Source organism: Vibrio sp. 10N.239.311.G01, from assembly GCF_041465805.1.
GTDB classification, from domain to species: domain Bacteria; phylum Pseudomonadota; class Gammaproteobacteria; order Enterobacterales; family Vibrionaceae; genus Vibrio; species Vibrio crassostreae_C.
The window spans coordinates 133,395-152,822 of record NZ_JBFSRM010000005.1 but is presented as its reverse complement, the minus strand read 5'-3'; the positions used below and the strand labels follow the sequence as shown (position 1 = coordinate 152,822).

The following is a 19,428-nucleotide window of genomic DNA, read 5'->3' as shown; positions in this document are numbered from 1 at the left end:
GTCATGGATAACGCATTAGAATTTTTGCTCGATCAAGCCAAAGATCAAGAGAACCAAGCGGTACTTGCGCTCAACAAAGCGAACTCTGAGCTGCAAGGCTACTATGAGCAGGTTGCGCAGATTGAAAAGTATCGACTGGATTACTGTCAGCAGCTCGTTGACCGCGGCAAGGCAGGCTTAACGGCGAGCCAATATGGTCACTTGAACCGCTTCTTAACTCAGTTGGATGAAACATTATCCAAACAGAGAGAAGCCGAGCACCACTTTAAAAATCAAGTCGACAACTGCCAAAGCTACTGGATGGAGTTACGCAAAAAACGTAAATCCTACGAGTGGTTGATGGAGAAAAAGCAGAAAGAGAAAGCAAAGCTGCAAGATCGAAGAGAACAAAAGCAAATGGATGAGTTTTCGACTCTGTTATACAGCCGAAAGAAGATGTGATCCTAAGCCACGAATGACGTCAGTGCTGTTCTCTATATTGTGAAAACCGAACTTATAGGCATGTTTCTTGCTCCGTTTTATATAAAATTGCGCGTTATGCCCACCAAAGGCATGAAAAGCATCCGACTTTCTTTTTGTTGCCTGATTCATGGCAGCAAAGCTAGTAGATAGAGCTTGTATATATGAATGTTAGTCTTTCCTCAAATTCAGCGACCAACAAAATGTCATCGTTGTTGGACACCGGTTCTGCCTCTTCCAAGGTAGAAGAAACCGGCGACTCTAAAGGTTTCTTTGAGTCCTTTAAAGAAGCGCTCGGCTTTGAAGAAAGTGACAGTAAAGTCGCAGCAAAAGACACAGAAAGCACTGCGAAACCTGATACTAAACAGACATCTACCGAAGGTGAAGCGTCAGCCGAAGCGAACAAAGGTGATTCCGCTGAATCAAAGGCTACTGACGAAGTGAGCGAAGCGCAAAGCAAGCAAGCAGCTTCAGAAGTAGAAGGCGAGAAAGCTGCTGATAAAACATCAGCAGAGGCTGCGTCTGGATCTGAGGCTCAGCTCAAAGCCAATTCGGGCACTGATAGCACTGTCGCTGATAAGACTGTTGCAGATGGTAAAGATGCGCAGGATACGACTAACGAATCTAAAGAACATATTGCTCAATCCCAAACTCAGGGTCCATCAGCGGTAGATGGTGCTACGCAGGCATCGCAAGCCAATGCAGCGATGAGCGAAGGCAATAAATTGCTTGGTCAATTGGATGAGGCAAACAAAACCCTAAATCAAGCGCCAAACGGCAAAGGCTTGCCTCAGCAAGGTCAGGTAGAACAAGCCCAAGGTAATATCACCGGTGCTTCTGTTGCAGGAGTTTCCGTTACGGATAAGGCGACACAACAAGCTAAGGCTGCAAATCAGGAGAAGAGCCTTGAAGTCGATTCTGAAATCGCTGTACTTACCGGAGGTAAGGGTGTTTCTCAGCTAACTGATACTGAAATTCGACAGTTGATGGATAAAGGCGTCACTCCAGAACAAATTGAAGCCAGTATGAGCCGAGAGCTGAGCCAAAAGAATGCAGCTAGTGCGGTTGCTGCCGAGCAGAGCCAAGCATTGTCAGCCGTGGATATTGAACTGGCAAAGCAAGTAGATGCCCATACCAAAGCGCTAAACCAATTGAATGGACAAATCGAATCAGAGCAGTCTGTTGTCGATAGCTTGCTTGATAAGCAACAAAGTGGCGCTAAGTTGACGGTTGATGAGCAAGCCGCTTTGGCTAAAGCGACCTCTAACCTAGACCTGTTGAATCAACAGCTCGCTAACGTTCAACAACAAGTAACAGCTTTGCTAAGTCAAGCTCCGGCTGCGAACAGTGCGTCTGGTGAACCCACTGCTATCGATTGGGATAATACGGATTCAAGCGAAACTAAAGCCTTAGCTGCGGCAGCATCAACAGCAGCTGTAGCGACGGCTACACAACAAGTGTCAGCGCAGGCCGCTTCTCAATCAGCAAACAATGCTCTTACGGACAAGGCGGCAATGCTGCACGCCAATAATGCACATGCAGCCCAACAGGCCGCAGCTCAACAAGCTAATGTGGCTTCACCTCAGCAGCAAGCAACGTTGGATCCAGCTTTAACCGCGCAAGGAATGGCGATGAATGCAACGCCAGCTGCCACAAAAGCAGGCTCGACTGATACGCTTCTTAAAGCGGGCGCCGGTGCAGCAGCACTGTCTGGTTTGGGTAAAGCGGGTGCTAAAGAAGATTCTAAAGATTCGACCTTTGCTCAGCAGATCGCTTCTGCGGCTGGTGCACAAGGTACGGCAACGGTGGGTTCAGCACCTACGCGAGCTGAAATTCAAGCTGCTCAACAAGCGCCCTTACAGCTCACCAAAGAGCTAGCCAATGAGCAAGTGGCTGAAAAAGTACAAATGATGATGTCTAAGAACCTTAAGAACTTGGACATTCGTCTCGACCCACCAGAATTGGGCCAAATGAAAATCCGCATGACCATGAATAATGACGTGGCAAACGTGCACTTTACGGTGAGTAATCAGCAAGCGAGAGATGTGATTGAACAAACCTTACCTCGCTTGAGAGAGATGCTTGCTCAGCAAGGTCTGCAGCTTGCCGATTCGTCTGTTCAACAACAGAACTCCGGTCAGGGACAAGATAGATACAACAATGGTGAGCAACAATCCGGCGCTAACCGCACAAATGATACGCAAGGTGATGAAAACCTTGATAGTGGCAGCAATCTTGAATTGAATGTCGCATCAAAGCGTGATGGAATTAGTTATTATGCCTAATATCAGGCTAAGAACGCTTGGTTAATAGAAAAAAACAGTTAATAAAAAGAACCATCAGTTAATCGCAAGAACAGGAAGTTAGAGTAAGATATGGCCGAAGAACAAGATGCACCTAAAGGGAAGAGCAAGCTCCTTATAATTATTATTGCCGTAGTTGTGTTACTGCTTGGTATAGGTGGTGCGCTGTACTTTTTCTTAGGTTCTGACGATAGCGCCTCTGAATCTCAGTCTCAGCCAGCAACGGCTGTGGTCGCTGCAGAGCCGGTTATGTATGTTAATATTCCTCAGCCCTTCTTGTTTAATGTGACAGGTGACAAAAAAGATCGCCTAGTTCAGATAAAAGCACAGCTCATGGTACGTGGCAGTAAGAATGAAGACCTGGCTCGTTACCACTCTCCACTTGTAGAAAGTACGCTACTGGCCACGTTCGCTTCGGCAACGGTTGATCAATTGCGCTCACCAACAGGCCGCGTGGAACTGCGTAATAAGGCAACAGAAGATATTAAAGCAAGCCTGGCTCAAGCTGTTGGCCAGCCTGTGATTGAAAAAGTGTTATTCACTGACTTCGTAATTCAATAGGTAATTTGTGACCGATTTATTAAGCCAAGACGAAATTGATGCGCTGTTACATGGCGTTGATGATGTTGAAGAAGTTGAAGATGTCTTAGAAACCGAAAATGACAATGCGGTCAATTTCGACTTCTCATCTCAAGATCGAATCGTCCGTGGTCGAATGCCGACCCTTGAACTTATTAACGAGCGCTTCGCACGTCATATGCGTATCAGCTTGTTTAATATGTTACGTAAAACGGCTGAAGTGTCGATCAACGGCGTACAGATGATGAAGTTTGGTGAGTACCAAAACACATTGTATGTACCCACCAGTTTAAACATGGTTCGTTTCCGTCCATTGAAAGGTACGGCACTCATCACCATGGAAGCTCGTCTGGTTTTCATTCTCGTAGAGAACTTTTTTGGCGGTGATGGTCGTTTCCACGCCAAGATTGAAGGTCGTGAATTCACGCCTACTGAAAGACGAATCATTCAGTTACTGCTGAAAATTGTTTTTGAAGATTACAAAGAAGCTTGGTCGCCAGTGATGGGGGTTGAGTTTGAATACTTGGATTCCGAAGTGAACCCAAGTATGGCGAACATTGTGAGCCCAACCGAAGTGATTGTTGTGAGTTCGTTCCACATTGAAGTGGATGGCGGTGGTGGTGACTTCCACGTTGTCATGCCTTACTCCATGGTTGAGCCGATCCGTGAACTGCTTGATGCGGGTGTTCAATCAGACAAGATGGAAACCGATGTTCGTTGGAGTACCGCACTGCGTGATGAGATCATGGATGTGCCCGTCAATTTCCGCGTGAATTTGCTAGAGCAAGATATTTCCCTTCGTGATCTGATGGAGCTGCGCCCTGGTGATGTTATCCCAATGAACATGCCTGAGCACGCAACCATGTTTGTCGAAGAACTGCCGACTTATCGTGTGAAAATGGGCCGTTCTGGTGAGAAGCTTGCAGTACAGATTTCGGAAAAAATTCAAAGACCACATGTGGTTAAAACTGATCTCGCTTTTCTAGGTAAAGACTTATTGTCTGAGCTCGAAAACAGTGATGATGACGAATAGTAAAATAGATAAAAGTATAGGAATTGGTAATGGAACCTAGTGAAGATCAAAAGCTAGCAGACGAATGGGCTGCAGCACTTGGTGAAGATCCTTTAGCGCCGTCAATTGATGTTGATGATGTGCTTGCGGCACCACTTGATGAGCTAACCGATTCATCATCTCCGATTTCTGAAGATGAGCGTCGTAAGCTGGATACCATTATGGATATCCCCGTGACTATTTCGATGGAAGTTGGCCGCTCTCAGATCAGTATCCGTAATTTACTTCAGTTGAACCAAGGTTCGGTTGTTGAGCTAGATCGAATCGCTGGTGAGTCACTAGACGTGATGGTCAACGGAACTCTGATTGCTCACGGTGAAGTGGTTGTAGTAAACGACAAGTTTGGTATTCGTTTGACTGACGTTATTAGCCAGACAGAACGAATTAAGAAGCTGCGTTAATGAGCTTTTTGTCTCAAAGACTTGCGGGCTCTTTTCTCGGAATGACAGGTTTGTTACGAGGAATCTTGGGAGTAGGGCTATTAACGGCTCCTTCCATTGCCTTTGCAGCAACACCGCCTTCTCTCGATTTAGCGACCACCTTTGGGTCGCTAATTTTCGTTATAGCCTTCATTTTATTTATTGCTTGGCTACTCAAGCGAATGCAAGTACCTGCGATGTCGAATCAACAAGGTTTGGCGATTGTTAGGCAAATCCCTGTTGGTACTAAAGAGCGTATCGCTATTGTGCAAGCGGGTGATGAACAGTTCTTGGTAGGGATTACCACACAATCGATTCAGCTGATCTCTAAGCTCGATAAACCTCTTACTCAGGAGATGCTGGAAAAAAGTACATTTTCAAGTCAGCTTTCCCAGCTAATAAAAAAAGATGCAAACAAGTAACGGACTTTTGAACTCCTCTTACTTTCACCAAGCCGGAGCTTTCCGAACGGTGAAAGTGTGGTTGGTTCAGCTTATTCTCCTATGCTCAATCGTATTCAGTGTGTCGGTATTTGCACAAGCTGAAGACGGCACCGTCATTCCTGCGAATACCGCTGGCTCGGAATCGGTCACTATCAGCACGATGGAACAAGACCAAGCCAAATCGACAACCATGACCACGGGCAGCTTGACTGGCAATGGTGGCGGCATACCTGCCTTTACCATGACAACCAATGCCAATGGCGGTGAAGACTACTCGATTAACCTGCAAATTCTCGCGTTAATGACCATGCTTGGCTTCTTGCCGGCGATGGTGATTTTGATGACATCGTTCACTCGTATTGTGGTTGTGATGTCTATCTTGCGTCAGGCGATGGGTCTACAACAAACACCGTCTAACCAAGTCATTATTGGTATCGCGATATTCTTGACCTTCTTCATCATGTCGCCAGTGATTAATCAAGTTAACGAACAAGCAGTTCAGCCTTATCTTAATGAACAGATATCGGCACGACAGGCATTTGATGTTGCCCAAAAACCGATTAAATCCTTCATGCTCAAGCAGACTCGAATCAAAGATCTTGAAACCTTTGTTGAGATTTCTGGCGCGGAAGTGACTAACCCTGAAGATGTTTCGATGGCGGTTCTGATTCCAGCATTTATCACATCGGAATTAAAAACGGCTTTCCAAATCGGATTTATGCTGTTCTTGCCTTTCCTAATCATCGACTTGGTGGTGGCATCGGTATTGATGGCTATGGGTATGATGATGTTGTCACCGATGATTGTATCGCTGCCGTTTAAGTTGATGCTGTTTGTTCTTGTTGATGGCTGGAACTTGATACTCTCCACACTCGCCGGCAGTTTTGCCTTGTAGCTGGGGGAATAATGAATCCTGAAATATTCGTAGAGTTGTTCCGAGATGCCCTTTGGATGGTATTAATCATGGTTTGCGCCATCATTATTCCTAGCCTGCTGATCGGTTTGGTTGTGGCTGTTTTCCAAGCTGCGACCTCAATCAACGAACAAACCCTGAGTTTCCTGCCGCGTTTGATCGTAACTTTGTTGGCGTTGATGCTATTCGCACACTGGATGACCCAGATGATGATGGAGTTCTTTTTTGAGCTCATCGAACGCTTGCCGCAAGTTCTGTATTAAACCGATATGGAATACCCAACGAGCCTTGTACTAGAGTGGTTAGCCAATTATTTTTGGCCATACACTCGCATCTCAGCGATGCTGATGGTGATGACGGTAACAGGGGCACGCTTCGTGTCGCCGCGTATTCGTCTGTATTTAGGCTTGGCGATCACTTTTGCGGTGATGCCTGCGATTCCGGCCGTTCCCAAAGAGATTGAACTTCTGTCCTTTCAAGGCTTCCTGACTGTCTTCGAGCAAATTGTGATTGGCGTGGCCATGGGTTTTGTTACCCAGTTCATGATTCAAACCTTTGTTATGCTGGGTCAGATCCTCGGTATGCAATCGAGCTTGGGTTTTGCATCAATGGTCGACCCGGCTAACGGGCAAAACACGCCGGTACTTGGTCAGCTGTTCATGCTGCTAGCGACCATGTTTTTTTTGGCGACCGATGGTCACTTGAAAATGCTGCAGCTGGTGGTGTTTAGTTTTAAGACCTTGCCGATTGGCAGTGGCTCTCTAACCTCTGTGGATTTTCGAGAGCTCGCGTTGTGGCTCGGCATCATGTTCAAAACGGCATTAGCGATGTCATTGTCGGGGATTATTGCGCTGCTAACGATTAACCTTTCTTTTGGTGTAATGACGCGTGCGGCACCTCAATTAAACATCTTTTCTTTGGGTTTTGCATTTGCGCTACTCGTGGGTCTGTTACTTTGTTGGTACATCCTTGGCGGCTTGTATAGTCACTATGAGCTATTCTGGATGCAGGGCGAACAACAGATATGTCGTCTAATCCGGTTAGATTGCTAGGAGACTGAAATGGCAGAGTCAGACGGTCAAGAACGCACAGAAGACGCCACGCCCAAACGCTTGCAACAGGCCAAAGAGAAAGGGCAGGTTGCAAGGTCAAAAGAGCTAGCGTCAGCATCGGTATTAATTGTCGGTGCGATTGCTTTAATGTGGTTTGGCGAATCGATGGCGAAGGCTTTGTTCGAGGCCATGCAACGTCTGTTTTCACTCAGTCGTGACGAGATTTTTGATACTAACAAGCTACTGGAAATAGCGGGTGGCGCATTAGTAAACCTGTTGTTCCCACTGTTCTTGATTCTCATCACTTTGTTCGTTGCTGCTGTGATTGGCGCTGCGGGTGTTGGTGGGGTCAATTTCTCAATGCAAGCCGCTATGCCAAAGGCATCTAAACTCAATCCTTTGAGTGGTATCAAGCGTATGTTTGGCTTACAAAGCTGGGTTGAACTGCTGAAATCTATCTTGAAAGTGGCTTTGGTATCGGGCATGGCCATTTACCTGATTCAAGCTTCTCAACATGACTTGATGCAGTTGAGTATGGATGTGTATCCACAGAATATATTCCATGCCTTAGATATTTTGCTTAACTTCATCCTATTGATCAGTTGTTCTCTACTCATCGTGGTCGCCATTGATATCCCATTCCAGATTTGGCAACACGCCGATCAGCTGAAGATGACCAAGCAAGAAGTTAAAGACGAATTCAAAGACACTGAGGGTAAGCCCGAAGTGAAAGGTCGTATTCGTATGCTGCAACGAGAAGCCGCTCAACGTCGAATGATGGCTGACGTTCCTCAAGCGGATGTGATTGTGACTAACCCTGAGCACTTTTCAGTGGCGCTGCGCTATAAGCAGAATCAAGATAAGGCACCAATTGTGGTTGCTAAAGGTGTCGACCACATGGCGATGAAGATCCGAGAGATTGCGCGTGCAAACGACATCTATATAGTTCCAGCGCCGCCATTGGCGAGGGCGCTTTATCATACCACTGAGCTAGAACAACAAATTCCTGACGGTCTGTTTACGGCAGTTGCACAAGTGCTTGCATATGTTTTCCAGCTTAAACAGTACCGAAAACGAGGTGGTGAGCGACCAAAACTGCAAGATTCTAATATGCCGATCCCACCTGATTTACGTCATTAGATCAATTGCTTGAGCTCTGCGTGATGAACCCTGATAATAGCGAGCTAGCTAATCTTCCTTTTATAGAGGTGATGGCGATAATTTGACGTGAGATGTTGGTACAGTGTTTGCTGTAGTAGCCTGAACATTATAAGCCCATAGCAAACAGCCCTGACTAAGACCTAATCCACTTGTTCAGAGAGCTACAACATAGCGAAACTGTCTAGATTTATGAAATTCTCCCTGCCTTTTGTGGACAAGCTACCTAAAATCCCTAACCGTGCCATGCCTGCGATTGGTGCACCTGTTATGGTACTTGCAACGCTTGCTATGGTGGTGTTGCCCATTCCAGCTTTCTTGTTGGATATGTTCTTCACCTTCAATATTGCACTGTCTATGGTTGTGCTATTGGTATCGGTTTATACCCGCAGGCCTTTAGATTTCGCTGCATTCCCGACCGTCCTGCTGATTGCGACTCTACTTCGATTGGCCTTGAACGTTGCTTCGACACGTGTGGTATTGCTCCATGGTCACGAAGGTGGCGACGCGGCAGGTAACGTGATTGAAGCCTTCGGTAACGTGGTTATCGGTGGTAACTACGCGGTTGGTTTAGTGGTGTTCTTGATTCTTATGATCATCAACTTCATGGTTGTAACCAAAGGTGCGGGTCGTATCTCGGAAGTAAGCGCGCGTTTCACGTTAGACGCCTTACCGGGTAAACAGATGGCAATCGATGCCGACTTGAACGCAGGTTTGATCGACCAAGACCAAGCGCGTCTGAGACGTTTTGAAGTCACCAAAGAAGCTGACTTCTACGGTTCGATGGACGGTGCTTCTAAGTTTGTTAAAGGCGATGCGATCGCTGGTATCTTAATCTTATTCATCAACATCATTGGTGGCTTGAGCATTGGTATGGCTCAGTTTGATCTTGGTTTTGGTGAAGCAATCGAAATCTACACGCTACTGACTATCGGTGATGGTCTGGTTGCACAAATTCCATCTCTATTACTGTCTATTGCAGCTGCGATGATGGTAACGCGCCAAAATACTGATGAAGATATGGGTGAGCAACTTGTCTTCCAGATGTTCGACAATCCAAAAGCCTTGATGATCACCGCCGCCATCCTTGGCATCATGGGTATTGTTCCGGGTATGCCACATTTCTCGTTCTTGAGCCTTGCCATCGTTGCAGGCGCGGGGGCGTATTACATCGATAAAAAGAACAAGAAGAAGGCGGAAGAGCCTAACCTTCCGGCGACAGTTGAAGCGAATGGAGAAGTAGGCTCTCAGAAGGAGCTCTCTTGGGATGATGTTCAACCTGTCGATATTATTGGTTTAGAAGTGGGTTACCGTTTAATTCCTTTGGTTGATAGAGACCAAGGTGGTGAATTGCTTGAACGCGTTAAAGGTGTGCGTAAAAAGCTGTCTCAAGACTTTGGTTTCTTGATCCCAGCGGTACACATTCGCGATAACCTAGAACTGACACCAAACAGCTACCGTATTACCCTGATGGGTGTTGCTGTGGGTGAAGCTGAGATTAAGCCAGACATGGAGCTCGCGATTAACCCGGGCCAAGTCTATGGCATGATCGATGGCGAGCCGACGATTGACCCTGCCTTTGGCCTTGAAGCGGTTTGGATTCGTGAAGAGCAGCGTGAACACGCACAAGCTCTAGGTTATACCGTTGTAGATTCTTCTACAGTACTGGCGACACACCTTAGCCAGCTGCTAACCAACAACGCATCGCAGCTCATTGGCCACGAAGAAGTTCAGAACTTACTTGAGATGCTCAGCCGCTCAACACCTAAGCTGGTGGAAGGTTTTGTACCGGATCAATTGCAGTTGGGTGTGGTTGTGAAAGTGCTACAGAACCTGCTGAATGAAGCGATTCCAATTCGTGACATTCGAACCATAGTCCAAACTTTGTCGGAGTATTCAGGTAAGAGTCAAGAACCTGACATACTTACTGCGGCGGTTCGCATCTCATTGAAACGATTAATTGTTCAGGAAATCAATGGTATAGAGCCCGAGTTACCAGTGATAACCTTGATTCCTGAGCTGGAACAAATCTTGCATCAAACCATGCAGGCATCCGGCGGAGAATCTGCTGGTATTGAACCTGGTTTAGCCGAACGTTTACAGACCTCCCTCAGCCACGCTACGCAAGAGCAGGAGCTGAAAGGTGAACCAGCGGTGCTACTGACCTCTGGTGTGTTACGCTCGACTCTGGCTAAGTTCGTGAAAAACACGATCCCAAGCTTGAGAGTCTTGTCTTACCAAGAGATACCGGACGAAAAACAGATACGTATAGTACAAGCTGTTGGTAATTAAGCCGCCTAATTAGAACGGACGATCGAATTGAAAATTAAACGATTTTTTGCAAAAGATATGCGAACGGCGCTGCTCCAAGTTAAAGAAGAACTTGGTTCAGAAGCGGTGATCATGTCTAACAAAAAGGTCGCAGGTGGCGTGGAAATTGTTGCCGCTATTGATGGCGAATCCAGCCCGTCGACAGCGAGCCAGAGATTAAATAAACCTCAGCAGCCTGCACAAAGCCAATATACGCAAATGGCCGCGCCCGCAGCTCCTGCTGGGCGACGTCAACTAGACGATGACAAGGTTAGCCTACAGTCGAATGTTGAAGGTGGACGCTCAATGACTAAGCGCTTTGCGAATATGCTTAAGCAATACAGTCATGGCGCCGATGATGAGCCACAGCATCGTGCAGAAAATGAAGATTCATTGTCAGCATTGCTCAATCGCCAATCAAGCACGGGCCATAAGCCTCATAGTCATCAGACTCAAAGCAATTTGCAGTCTCATGGCCATCAGCAATCTCACGGTAACCAACAGTCTCACGGAAATCTTGATTCTGCATTTGCTCGTGAAACGGGTTTGTCTAAGTTGATTGCTGAAGACCGCAGAGTAGAGCGCCCGACACCTCGCTTGGATCCTACCCGTTATGATCGTGGTCGAGAGAACACTCAGTCCAAAGGTTCTGATACTGAAATGGAAACGATGCGCGAAGAGATGACCTCAATTCGTCGTCTGTTAGAGCATCAAGTTTCTGGGTTGATGTGGCAAGAAGTTGAGCGCCGTGAACCACTGAGAGCCATGCTTATTAAGCGCCTTGAACGTATGGGTGTATCTGCAGAGCTTGCCGATCAAATGGCTTGCTACATTCCTGAAGATACTAAACCTGCACGTGCATGGAAGGCTCTGTTAGCTCTGGTTGCTGACCAAATCTCCGTTACACAAAAAGATATTTTAAAACGCGGCGGTATTGTGGCTCTACTTGGCCCAACCGGCGTGGGTAAAACAACGACTGTTGCAAAGCTAGCTGCACGTGCTGCCATGGAATATGGCGCTGATAACGTCGCACTAGTGACAACTGACACATATCGTATAGGTGCACATGAGCAGTTATCGATCTACGGCCGAATTATGGGTTGTCCTGTAAGAGTTGCTAAAGATTCTAGCGAACTGGCCGATGTAATATATCAGTTACGTAATCGTCGCCTGATTCTGGTCGATACTGCAGGCATGGGACAACGAGATGTTCGCCTATCTGAGCAGTTAGACACATTGATGCAAGAGAGTGGTTCCGTTATCAATAGCTACCTTGTGTTGCCTGCAACCGCGCAACGCAAAGTGCTGCAAGAAACAATTGAACACTTTAGAAGAATCCCGTTGTCGGGATGCATCATGACTAAGCTGGATGAATCCCTAAGTCTAGGTGAATTCATCAGTGTCGTAATACAAAATGCATTACCAGTTGCTTACATAGCAAATGGTCAACGAGTTCCTGAAGATATCGTTATAGCTCAGCCAAAGTACATGATTGCTAAGGCTAATGAGCTATTAGAAAAATCTACAGAGAATGAACCTCATTACTGGAATAGCGATTCTGAAGGGCTCTAGGCGGCGGATAAATATGAATGAAAATATGATACATGACCAAGCTAGCGGCCTCCGTCGCTTAACCAAGCCTTCACTCACAAAAGTTATCGCTGTAACCGGTGGTAAGGGAGGCGTTGGTAAATCTAATGTGACGTTAGGTATGGCTATTTGCATGGCGCGCCAAGGCAAAAAAGTCATGGTGCTAGATGCCGATTTAGGACTAGCGAACGTCGATATCATGCTAGGTATTCGTTCTAAACGAAACCTTGGGCATGTGTTGGCTGGCGAATGTGAACTTAAGGATGCGATTGTCGAAGGGCCGCACGGAATTAAAATTATTCCAGCGACATCGGGCACTCAAAGCATGACTGAACTTTCACACGCACAGCATGCTGGTTTGATTCGCGCATTCGGTTCGCTTGAAGACGAGATGGATATCTTGTTGGTTGATACCGCAGCCGGTATTTCGGACATGGTGATCAGCTTCTCAAGAGCGGCGCAAGACGTGGTTGTCGTGGTATGTGATGAACCTACCTCGATCACGGATGCATATGCTTTGATTAAGCTTTTAAGCAGAGAACACCAAGTTCAGCGATTCAAAGTTGTTGCAAATATGGTCAGAAGCTACCGCGAAGGCCGAGAATTATTTGCAAAGTTGACTTTGGTCACAGAGCGCTTCTTGAATGTGAGCCTCGAACTCGTAGCATGTATTCCTTTAGATGATAAAGTACGTCAATCAGTCAAGAGACAGAAAATCGTAGTCGATGCGTTTCCTCGCTCTCCAGCTGCATTGGCAATCAGCTCTTTGGCTAACAAAGCCTTGACCTGGCCAATACCAAAAACACCGAGCGGACACTTGGAGTTCTTTGTTGAAAGGCTGCTGAATCGTACTGAATTTATAGAGGAACCATTTGGTGAATAAAGCGCTTACTTACGACCAACACGCTAATCACAATAGCCAACAGGCTTTTTTTGAGAAGTACTCTGTGTTGGTTAAACGTATCGCTCATCACTTGTTGGGGCGATTACCGCCTAATGTATTGGTTGATGACTTAATTCAAGCTGGCATGATCGGCTTGATTGAAGCGCAACAAAACTATGATGGTACCAAAGGCGCAAGCTTTGAGACGTATGCTGGTATTCGGATTCGCGGGGCAATGTTGGATGACATTCGCCGTGGGGACTGGGTGCCGAGATCGGTTCATAAGAACAATCGAGAAATCAGCAGTGCAATTGCGGAATTAGAGGGTATCCTCAACCGCGACCCGAGTGATGCCGAAGTGGCAAAACACATGGGGCTCAGTTTAGAGCAGTATCACAGTGCTTTAACTGACATTAATTGCTCAAGACTGGTTGGAATTGAAGATTTAGGCGTCTCAGATGATGTAATATCTCCGAATGAAGACTCTCAAGATAATACGCCTTTTCAAGGGGTTGCTGATGAGTCATTCCGCCAAGCTTTGATCGATTCGATAAAACAACTTCCGGAAAGGGAAGGCCTTGTGCTTTCGCTTTATTACGACGAAGAACTCAATTTAAAAGAGATTGGGGAAGTGTTAGGTGTCAGCGAATCTCGTGTCAGCCAAATACTGAGCCAATCTATGCAGCGTTTACGCACTAAGTTAAGTGCTTGGACACAGAACGACTAACAACACTGATCCTATTCAGTGGAGGCTAATTTGAACAAAAACATGAAAATTCTCATTGTTGATGATTTTTCAACGATGCGCCGAATTGTTAAAAACCTACTTCGCGATTTAGGTTTCAACAACACTCAAGAAGCAGATGATGGCTTGACCGCGTTACCTATGCTGAAAAAAGGCGAATTTGATTTCGTGGTAACTGACTGGAACATGCCAGGCATGCAAGGGATTGACCTGCTTAAACACATTCGCGCAGACGCAGAACTTAAGCACCTTCCAGTGCTTATGATCACAGCTGAAGCGAAGCGTGAGCAGATCATCGAAGCTGCGCAAGCGGGTGTTAATGGTTACATTGTGAAGCCTTTCACTGCTGCAACGCTGAAAGAGAAACTTGATAAGATTTTTGATCGCTTATAAGCATCAATAAATTTAGGCACTTCTAGGTAAACACTGACTGATAAGTTATCTGTTTATCTCGATAGCCTAAGCGCACAAAGTATGCGGAGTAAGGCCGAATTCAGGATGATTTCATTAGAACAAGCAAAAAAATTAGTAGAGCTGCTTGAGAACGATGAGCAGCAAAATGCTGATTCTCTTGTGAGAAGCATTTATGAAGATAACTTTAGTCTTCAAGACAATCCAATGCTTCAAGAAATAGGAAGTCTGACACGCGACCTCCACGACTCTTTGACTCAATTCAATTTCGATGAACGCATCAGCGTTATCGCAAATGACGAAATCCCTGATGCAAGGGATCGCCTTCAGTATGTCATTGATAAAACGGAAGTTGCGGCAAATAAGACGATGGACGCTGTCGATCGCTGTATGCCAATCGCAGACAACCTACACGAGTGTTTACTTCAAGTAAGGCCTCAATGGAATGAACTGATGCATGGCCGCATTGAGCTGGCACAATTTAAAGCTTTATGTCACCGCATTGATGGATTGCTTGTCCAAGTAGAAGGCGACAGTACTGAACTACGCGGACAATTGACTGAAATCTTGATGGCTCAGGATTTCCAAGATTTAACTGGGCAGATAATCAGCAAAGTTATTACCTTGGTGAATGAGGTGGAAGGACGTTTGGTCGAGATTCTCACGGTATTCGGTGCGAATCAAAAAGAGCCAACTCCAGAGTCAGAGAAGAAAGCATCGATTGCGCCTGAAGGTCCAATTATGAACCCAGAAGAGCGCGAAGACGCTGTCGCATCTCAAGATGAAGTCGACGATTTGTTATCCAGTCTTGGATTTTAAAGGTAACGTATGAGCTACGATTTAGACGAAGATATTCTTCAGGACTTTTTAGTCGAAGCAGGAGAGATCCTTGAACTCCTATCAGAACAACTGGTAGAGCTTGAGAATAACCCTGACGACAAAGACCTATTAAATGCTATTTTCCGTGGTTTCCATACAGTAAAAGGTGGTGCTGGTTTCCTAGCATTAACTGAGCTGGTGGATACTTGTCATGGTGCTGAGAATGTGTTCGACATTCTGCGAAACGGCCAACGCAGCGTAACATCAGGTTTGATGGATACCATGCTGCAGGCGCTAGATACAGTCAATGTACAGTTTCGCGCCGTGCAAGATCAGGAACCTTTAGTGCCAGCCGACCAATCTTTATTGGATGAACTTCACCGTCTCTGTAAACCAGAGTCTGCGGATGAAGTGGCACCAGTAGAAGCGCCTGCACCTATTATCCCTGAACCTGTTGTTGCAGCGCCTGAGCCTGTTATTGCTCCGGAACCTACTGCTGAAAGCTCAAACATCAATGCATCTTCAGTCGATGATATCTCTGAAGATGAGTTTGAACGCTTGCTTGATGAGCTTCACGGTAAAGGTGGTTCACCAACAGCGCCTTCTGCACCAACACCGCCGCCAGCACCCGCTGCACCTCAGTCTGTTGCTGACAGTGGTGATATTACTGATGACGAATTTGAAAAGTTATTAGATGAATTGCACGGTGCGGGTAAGAGCCCGACAGCGGCAAGTTCAACGCCTCCTCCACCGCCAACGCCGCTAGCAGCACCTGTTTCGGCGATGTCTGAAGGCGATGATCTGATGACTGACGAAGAGTTCGAGAAGTTACTTGACCAACTACATGGCTCAGGTAATGGACCTTCGATTGAAGAATTGGATGCCGCGACTAAGCCAGCAGAAGTTAAGGCAGTAGCACCTCAAGCTGCGCCTAAACCTGCTGCGCCAGTTGCCGTTAAAGCTGAGCCAAAACCGAGCGCTCCAGCAAAAGCTGAAGTTAAAGTGCCGGCTAAGAAGCAACAAGCTGAAGCGACAGTTCGTGTTGATACATCAACACTGGACACCATCATGAACATGGTGGGTGAACTGGTATTGGTGCGTAACCGACTAGTCAGCCTAGGCCTCAACAGCAACGACGAAGAAATGTCGAAAGCTGTCTCTAACTTAGATGTTGTTACTGCAGACCTTCAAGGTGCGGTAATGAAGACTCGTATGCAGCCGATCAAGAAAGTATTTGGTCGCTTCCCACGAGTTGTCCGTGACCTTGCTCGTAGCTTGAAGAAAGACATCGTTCTTGAAATGCGTGGCGAAGAAACGGACCTTGATAAAAACTTAGTAGAAGCACTTGCTGATCCCCTGATTCACTTGGTGAGAAACTCTGTCGATCATGGTATTGAAATGCCAAACGACCGTGTTGCTGCGGGTAAATCACAAACGGGTAAAGTGATTCTGTCTGCCTCTCAAGAAGGTGACCACATTGAACTGGCTATCGTTGATGACGGTGGCGGTATGGACCCTGATAAGCTTCGTGCTATCGCGGTTAAACGTGGCCTGATGGATGAAGATGCAGCGTCTCGCTTATCAAATAAAGAGTGTTTTAACCTGATTTTTGCTCCTGGCTTCTCAAGCAAAGAGCAGATCTCGGATATCTCTGGTCGTGGTGTGGGTATGGACGTTGTGAAAACAGCGATCAACACACTGAACGGCTCTATTGATATTGATTCAGAAATGGGACAGGGCACCAAGATCACCATCAAGGTTCCACTAACCCTAGCGATTCTACCAACCTTGATGGTCGGTGTTGCAGGTCACCCATTTGCATTGCCATTGGCATCGGTTAACGAGATTTTCCACCTAGATTTGAGCCGCACAAACGTGGTTGATGGTCAGCTGACGATCATCGTTCGCGATAAGTCTATTCCGTTGTTCTACTTGCAAACCTGGCTTGCACCTAAAGCGGGTATTGTTGAACTGCGCAAAGGACACGGTCATGTTGTTATCGTGCAACTTGGTAGCCAACGTGTTGGTTTTGTTGTCGATACGCTGATCGGTCAAGAAGAAGTAGTCATCAAGCCGCTTGATAAGCTTCTGCAAGGCACGCCAGGAATGGCAGGCGCGACAATTACAAGTGACGGACACATTGCATTGATTCTAGATGTGCCGGACTTGTTGAAGCAGTACGCAGCAGCGTCAAGAATTTAATTTAAGGATAAATATGGCGATTAAAGTATTAGTCGTTGATGATTCGAGTTTTTTTCGTCGTCGCGTTAGCGAGATCATCAACTCAGAGGCTCGCCTAGAAGTCATTGATGTTGCAGTAAACGGTAAAGAAGCCGTTGAGAAAGCGAAACAGCTAAGACCTGACGTAATCACTATGGACATTGAAATGCCTGTCATGGACGGTATCACTGCCGTTCGTGAAATCATGGCCGCGTCTCCAACGCCTATTTTGATGTTTTCATCGTTAACGCATGATGGAGCGAGAGCAACGTTAGATGCGTTAGATGCAGGTGCTCTCGACTTCTTACCTAAGAAGTTTGAAGATATTGCACGTAACCGCGACGATGCAGTTGCATTGCTTCAACAGCGTGTGATTCAGATTGCAGCAAAGCGTGCGTTTATGCGCCGTGCTCCTATTACGCCGAGAGCGACAGCAACGACTTCAACAGCTACGCCATTGCGCCAGCCGATTTCAACAGCAGCTTCGACTTCGACAGCGAAGCCTGCGGTTGCATCTACGGCGAAATTCAGAGCGTCAGGTAAGAAGTATCAATTAACAGCAATTGGTACGTCGACTGGCGGCCCTGTTGCTCTACAGAAGATTTTGACTCGCATCCCTGCTAACTATCCACACCCAATTGTGTTAGTTCAGCATATGCCAGCAACATTCACTGCTGCTTTTGCGAGCCGATTGAACACCTTGTGTAAGATTGAAGTTCGCGAAGCGCAAGACGGTGATGTGTTAAAACCTGGCGTGGCGTATCTTGCTCCAGGTGGTAAACAGATGATGGTTGATGGCCGCGCAGGGTCTGCACGTCTAAGAATTATCGATGGCGGCGACCGCATGAACTACAAGCCTTGTGTGGATGTCACATTCGGCTCTGCAGCGAAGATCTACGGCGACAAAGTGTTGTCTATGATCCTGACTGGTATGGGCGCAGATGGTCGAGAAGGTTCGCGTATGTTGAAAACTGCGGGCTCGACAATTTGGGCACAAGACGAAGATAGCTGTGTTGTATATGGTATGCCTCAAGCTGTAGCAAAAGCTGGCATTTCTACTGAAGACCTCCCTCTAGACCGTATCGCGGAAAGGATCTTGGTCGAAGTTGGGTTAGCTTAGGTAAATCGAAATGATTGTTTGGAGTGTTGCAAACCAAAAAGGTGGTGTTGGTAAAACGACCACGACCGTGACTCTAGCAGGTTTACTTGCGTTGAAGGGGCACCGTGTTCTGTTGGTTGATACTGACCCACATGCATCACTGACCACCTATCTGGGTTACGATTCAGATACGGTGGAATCGAGCCTGTTTGATCTGTTCCAGCTGCGTGAATTTAACGCGCAGACGGTAAGACCTTTGCTTTTACAAACGGAAGTCGAAGGTATCGATATTATCCCTGCGCATATGTCTTTGGCGACATTAGACCGTGTAATGGGAAATCGAAGCGGCATGGGGTTGATCTTGAAGCGTGCTTTGGCCGCTTTAAAAGATGACTACGACTATGTGTTGATCGATTGCCCGCCAATTCTTGGTGTGATGATGGTCAATGCATTGGCTGCAAGCGATCGTATATTGATTCCGGTACAGACGGAATTTTTGGCGATGAAGGGCTTAGAGCGCATGATTCGCACTTTGACCATTATGCAGAAGTCGCGCAAAACACCGTTTAAGGTGACGATTGTCCCGACGATGTACGACAAGCGAACCAAAGCCTCACTGCAAACATTAACGCAGCTCAAAGATGATTACCCAAACCAAGTTTGGACGTCTGCTGTGCCGATTGATACCAAGTTTCGAGATGCGAGCCTAAAGCGCTTGCCAGCCTCTCATTTTGCATCGGGTAGCCGTGGTGTATTTGCTTATAAACAGTTGCTTATTTATCTCGAAAGGTTGGCGATAAATGAGCGCGAATAAAGAATCAACATTGGCGCAGCCAAGTCTCTCCAGTGAACAAGCACTGGATGATTATTTTACTGCGCTGTTAGGTGATGAAAGCTTTGAATCTGACGATTTTTTTGTTGACGAGTCGAGCGACGAATCACAATCTGAAGAG

General features: G+C 46.5%; 19 protein-coding genes and 1 pseudogene. All 20 read left to right on the top strand.

What is annotated here, in order from left to right:
* Window positions 1–3: 3 nt before the first annotated feature.
* Window positions 4–441: a flagellar export protein FliJ gene (gene fliJ / locus AB6D06_RS05905; protein WP_017060679.1), complete on the top strand. Its 438-nt coding sequence runs from the start codon at window positions 4–6 to the stop codon at window positions 439–441.
* 182 nt (window positions 442–623) lie between these two features.
* The gene (locus AB6D06_RS05900) at window positions 624–2,744 is read left to right on the top strand and encodes a flagellar hook-length control protein FliK (RefSeq protein WP_372110031.1); all 2,121 of its coding nucleotides are present in this window, start codon (window positions 624–626) and stop codon (window positions 2,742–2,744) included.
* Window positions 2,745–2,834: 90 nt separating this feature from the next.
* Window positions 2,835–3,323, top strand: a complete 489-nt coding sequence (gene fliL, locus AB6D06_RS05895; protein ID WP_017060677.1) for a flagellar basal body-associated protein FliL — start codon at window positions 2,835–2,837, stop codon at window positions 3,321–3,323.
* A gap of 7 nt (window positions 3,324–3,330) precedes the next feature.
* A complete protein-coding gene (fliM, locus tag AB6D06_RS05890) occupies window positions 3,331–4,374 on the top strand; it encodes a flagellar motor switch protein FliM (RefSeq protein WP_017066374.1) in 1,044 nt (347 codons plus the stop codon).
* Between the two features lie 29 nt (window positions 4,375–4,403).
* Window positions 4,404–4,814: a flagellar motor switch protein FliN gene (fliN, locus tag AB6D06_RS05885; RefSeq protein ID WP_004736208.1), complete on the top strand. Its 411-nt coding sequence runs from the start codon at window positions 4,404–4,406 to the stop codon at window positions 4,812–4,814.
* The gene (gene fliO / locus AB6D06_RS05880) at window positions 4,814–5,254 is read left to right on the top strand and encodes a flagellar biosynthetic protein FliO (RefSeq protein WP_017060675.1); all 441 of its coding nucleotides are present in this window, start codon (window positions 4,814–4,816) and stop codon (window positions 5,252–5,254) included. The genes fliN and fliO overlap by 1 nt, the downstream gene beginning before the upstream one ends.
* Window positions 5,241–6,170, top strand: coding sequence for a flagellar type III secretion system pore protein FliP (gene fliP, locus AB6D06_RS05875; RefSeq protein WP_017068982.1), 930 nt, complete (start codon window positions 5,241–5,243; stop codon window positions 6,168–6,170). Before fliO ends, fliP begins: the two co-directional genes overlap by 14 nt.
* A gap of 11 nt (window positions 6,171–6,181) precedes the next feature.
* Window positions 6,182–6,451 (top strand): flagellar biosynthesis protein FliQ, encoded by a 270-nt coding sequence (gene fliQ / locus AB6D06_RS05870; protein ID WP_029235191.1) that lies wholly within the window; start codon window positions 6,182–6,184, stop codon window positions 6,449–6,451.
* Window positions 6,452–6,457: 6 nt separating this feature from the next.
* Window positions 6,458–7,240 carry a flagellar biosynthetic protein FliR gene (gene fliR, locus AB6D06_RS05865; RefSeq protein ID WP_017060672.1) on the top strand — a complete coding sequence of 261 codons (783 nt, stop codon included), beginning with the start codon at window positions 6,458–6,460 and terminating at the stop codon, window positions 7,238–7,240.
* Between the two features lie 9 nt (window positions 7,241–7,249).
* The gene (gene flhB, locus AB6D06_RS05860) at window positions 7,250–8,380 is read left to right on the top strand and encodes a flagellar biosynthesis protein FlhB (protein ID WP_372099467.1); all 1,131 of its coding nucleotides are present in this window, start codon (window positions 7,250–7,252) and stop codon (window positions 8,378–8,380) included.
* A 210-nt stretch (window positions 8,381–8,590) separates the two neighbouring features.
* Window positions 8,591–10,690, top strand: a complete 2,100-nt coding sequence (gene flhA, locus AB6D06_RS05855) for a flagellar biosynthesis protein FlhA (protein ID WP_017064115.1) — start codon at window positions 8,591–8,593, stop codon at window positions 10,688–10,690.
* Window positions 10,691–10,717: 27 nt separating this feature from the next.
* Entirely contained in the window at window positions 10,718–12,280 is a 1,563-nt protein-coding gene (gene flhF, locus AB6D06_RS05850; protein ID WP_029235190.1) for a flagellar biosynthesis protein FlhF, read from the top strand.
* 13 nt (window positions 12,281–12,293) lie between these two features.
* The gene (locus AB6D06_RS05845) at window positions 12,294–13,181 is read left to right on the top strand and encodes a MinD/ParA family protein (RefSeq protein ID WP_017060668.1); all 888 of its coding nucleotides are present in this window, start codon (window positions 12,294–12,296) and stop codon (window positions 13,179–13,181) included.
* Complete coding sequence (locus tag AB6D06_RS05840; RefSeq protein WP_017060667.1) at window positions 13,174–13,908, top strand: RNA polymerase sigma factor FliA; 735 nt, start codon at window positions 13,174–13,176, stop codon at window positions 13,906–13,908. Before AB6D06_RS05845 ends, AB6D06_RS05840 begins: the two co-directional genes overlap by 8 nt.
* Before the next feature lie 42 nt (window positions 13,909–13,950).
* The gene (gene cheY, locus AB6D06_RS05835; protein WP_016767062.1) at window positions 13,951–14,319 is read left to right on the top strand and encodes a chemotaxis response regulator CheY; all 369 of its coding nucleotides are present in this window, start codon (window positions 13,951–13,953) and stop codon (window positions 14,317–14,319) included.
* 105 nt (window positions 14,320–14,424) lie between these two features.
* Entirely contained in the window at window positions 14,425–15,156 is a 732-nt protein-coding gene (locus tag AB6D06_RS05830; RefSeq protein WP_017064113.1) for a protein phosphatase CheZ, read from the top strand.
* Window positions 15,157–15,165: 9 nt separating this feature from the next.
* Window positions 15,166–17,358, top strand: coding sequence for a chemotaxis protein CheA (locus AB6D06_RS05825; RefSeq protein WP_372110030.1), 2,193 nt, complete (start codon window positions 15,166–15,168; stop codon window positions 17,356–17,358).
* Window positions 17,359–17,371: 13 nt separating this feature from the next.
* Window positions 17,372–18,496 (top strand): chemotaxis response regulator protein-glutamate methylesterase, encoded by a 1,125-nt coding sequence (locus tag AB6D06_RS05820; RefSeq protein ID WP_017071205.1) that lies wholly within the window; start codon window positions 17,372–17,374, stop codon window positions 18,494–18,496.
* Between the two features lie 10 nt (window positions 18,497–18,506).
* On the top strand, window positions 18,507–19,289 hold the full coding sequence (locus AB6D06_RS05815) for a ParA family protein (RefSeq protein ID WP_017064111.1): 783 nt from the start codon (window positions 18,507–18,509) through the stop codon (window positions 19,287–19,289).
* Window positions 19,276–19,428: pseudogene (locus AB6D06_RS05810) on the top strand (chemotaxis protein CheW); the annotation flags it as partial. The gene AB6D06_RS05815 and the pseudogene AB6D06_RS05810, both read left to right, overlap by 14 nt.

Coding starts and splice junctions, on each gene's coding strand:
- fliJ (WP_017060679.1), top strand. CDS start 4: ATGGATAACGCATTAGAATTTTTGCTCGATCAAGCCAAAGATCAAGAG.
- AB6D06_RS05900 (WP_372110031.1), top strand. CDS start 624: ATGAATGTTAGTCTTTCCTCAAATTCAGCGACCAACAAAATGTCATCG.
- fliL (WP_017060677.1), top strand. CDS start 2,835: ATGGCCGAAGAACAAGATGCACCTAAAGGGAAGAGCAAGCTCCTTATA.
- fliN (WP_004736208.1), top strand. CDS start 4,404: ATGGAACCTAGTGAAGATCAAAAGCTAGCAGACGAATGGGCTGCAGCA.
- fliO (WP_017060675.1), top strand. CDS start 4,814: ATGAGCTTTTTGTCTCAAAGACTTGCGGGCTCTTTTCTCGGAATGACA.
- fliP (WP_017068982.1), top strand. CDS start 5,241: ATGCAAACAAGTAACGGACTTTTGAACTCCTCTTACTTTCACCAAGCC.
- fliQ (WP_029235191.1), top strand. CDS start 6,182: ATGAATCCTGAAATATTCGTAGAGTTGTTCCGAGATGCCCTTTGGATG.
- fliR (WP_017060672.1), top strand. CDS start 6,458: ATGGAATACCCAACGAGCCTTGTACTAGAGTGGTTAGCCAATTATTTT.
- flhB (WP_372099467.1), top strand. CDS start 7,250: ATGGCAGAGTCAGACGGTCAAGAACGCACAGAAGACGCCACGCCCAAA.
- flhA (WP_017064115.1), top strand. CDS start 8,591: ATGAAATTCTCCCTGCCTTTTGTGGACAAGCTACCTAAAATCCCTAAC.
- AB6D06_RS05845 (WP_017060668.1), top strand. CDS start 12,294: ATGAATGAAAATATGATACATGACCAAGCTAGCGGCCTCCGTCGCTTA.
- cheY (WP_016767062.1), top strand. CDS start 13,951: ATGAAAATTCTCATTGTTGATGATTTTTCAACGATGCGCCGAATTGTT.
- AB6D06_RS05830 (WP_017064113.1), top strand. CDS start 14,425: ATGATTTCATTAGAACAAGCAAAAAAATTAGTAGAGCTGCTTGAGAAC.
- AB6D06_RS05825 (WP_372110030.1), top strand. CDS start 15,166: ATGAGCTACGATTTAGACGAAGATATTCTTCAGGACTTTTTAGTCGAA.
- AB6D06_RS05820 (WP_017071205.1), top strand. CDS start 17,372: ATGGCGATTAAAGTATTAGTCGTTGATGATTCGAGTTTTTTTCGTCGT.
- AB6D06_RS05815 (WP_017064111.1), top strand. CDS start 18,507: ATGATTGTTTGGAGTGTTGCAAACCAAAAAGGTGGTGTTGGTAAAACG.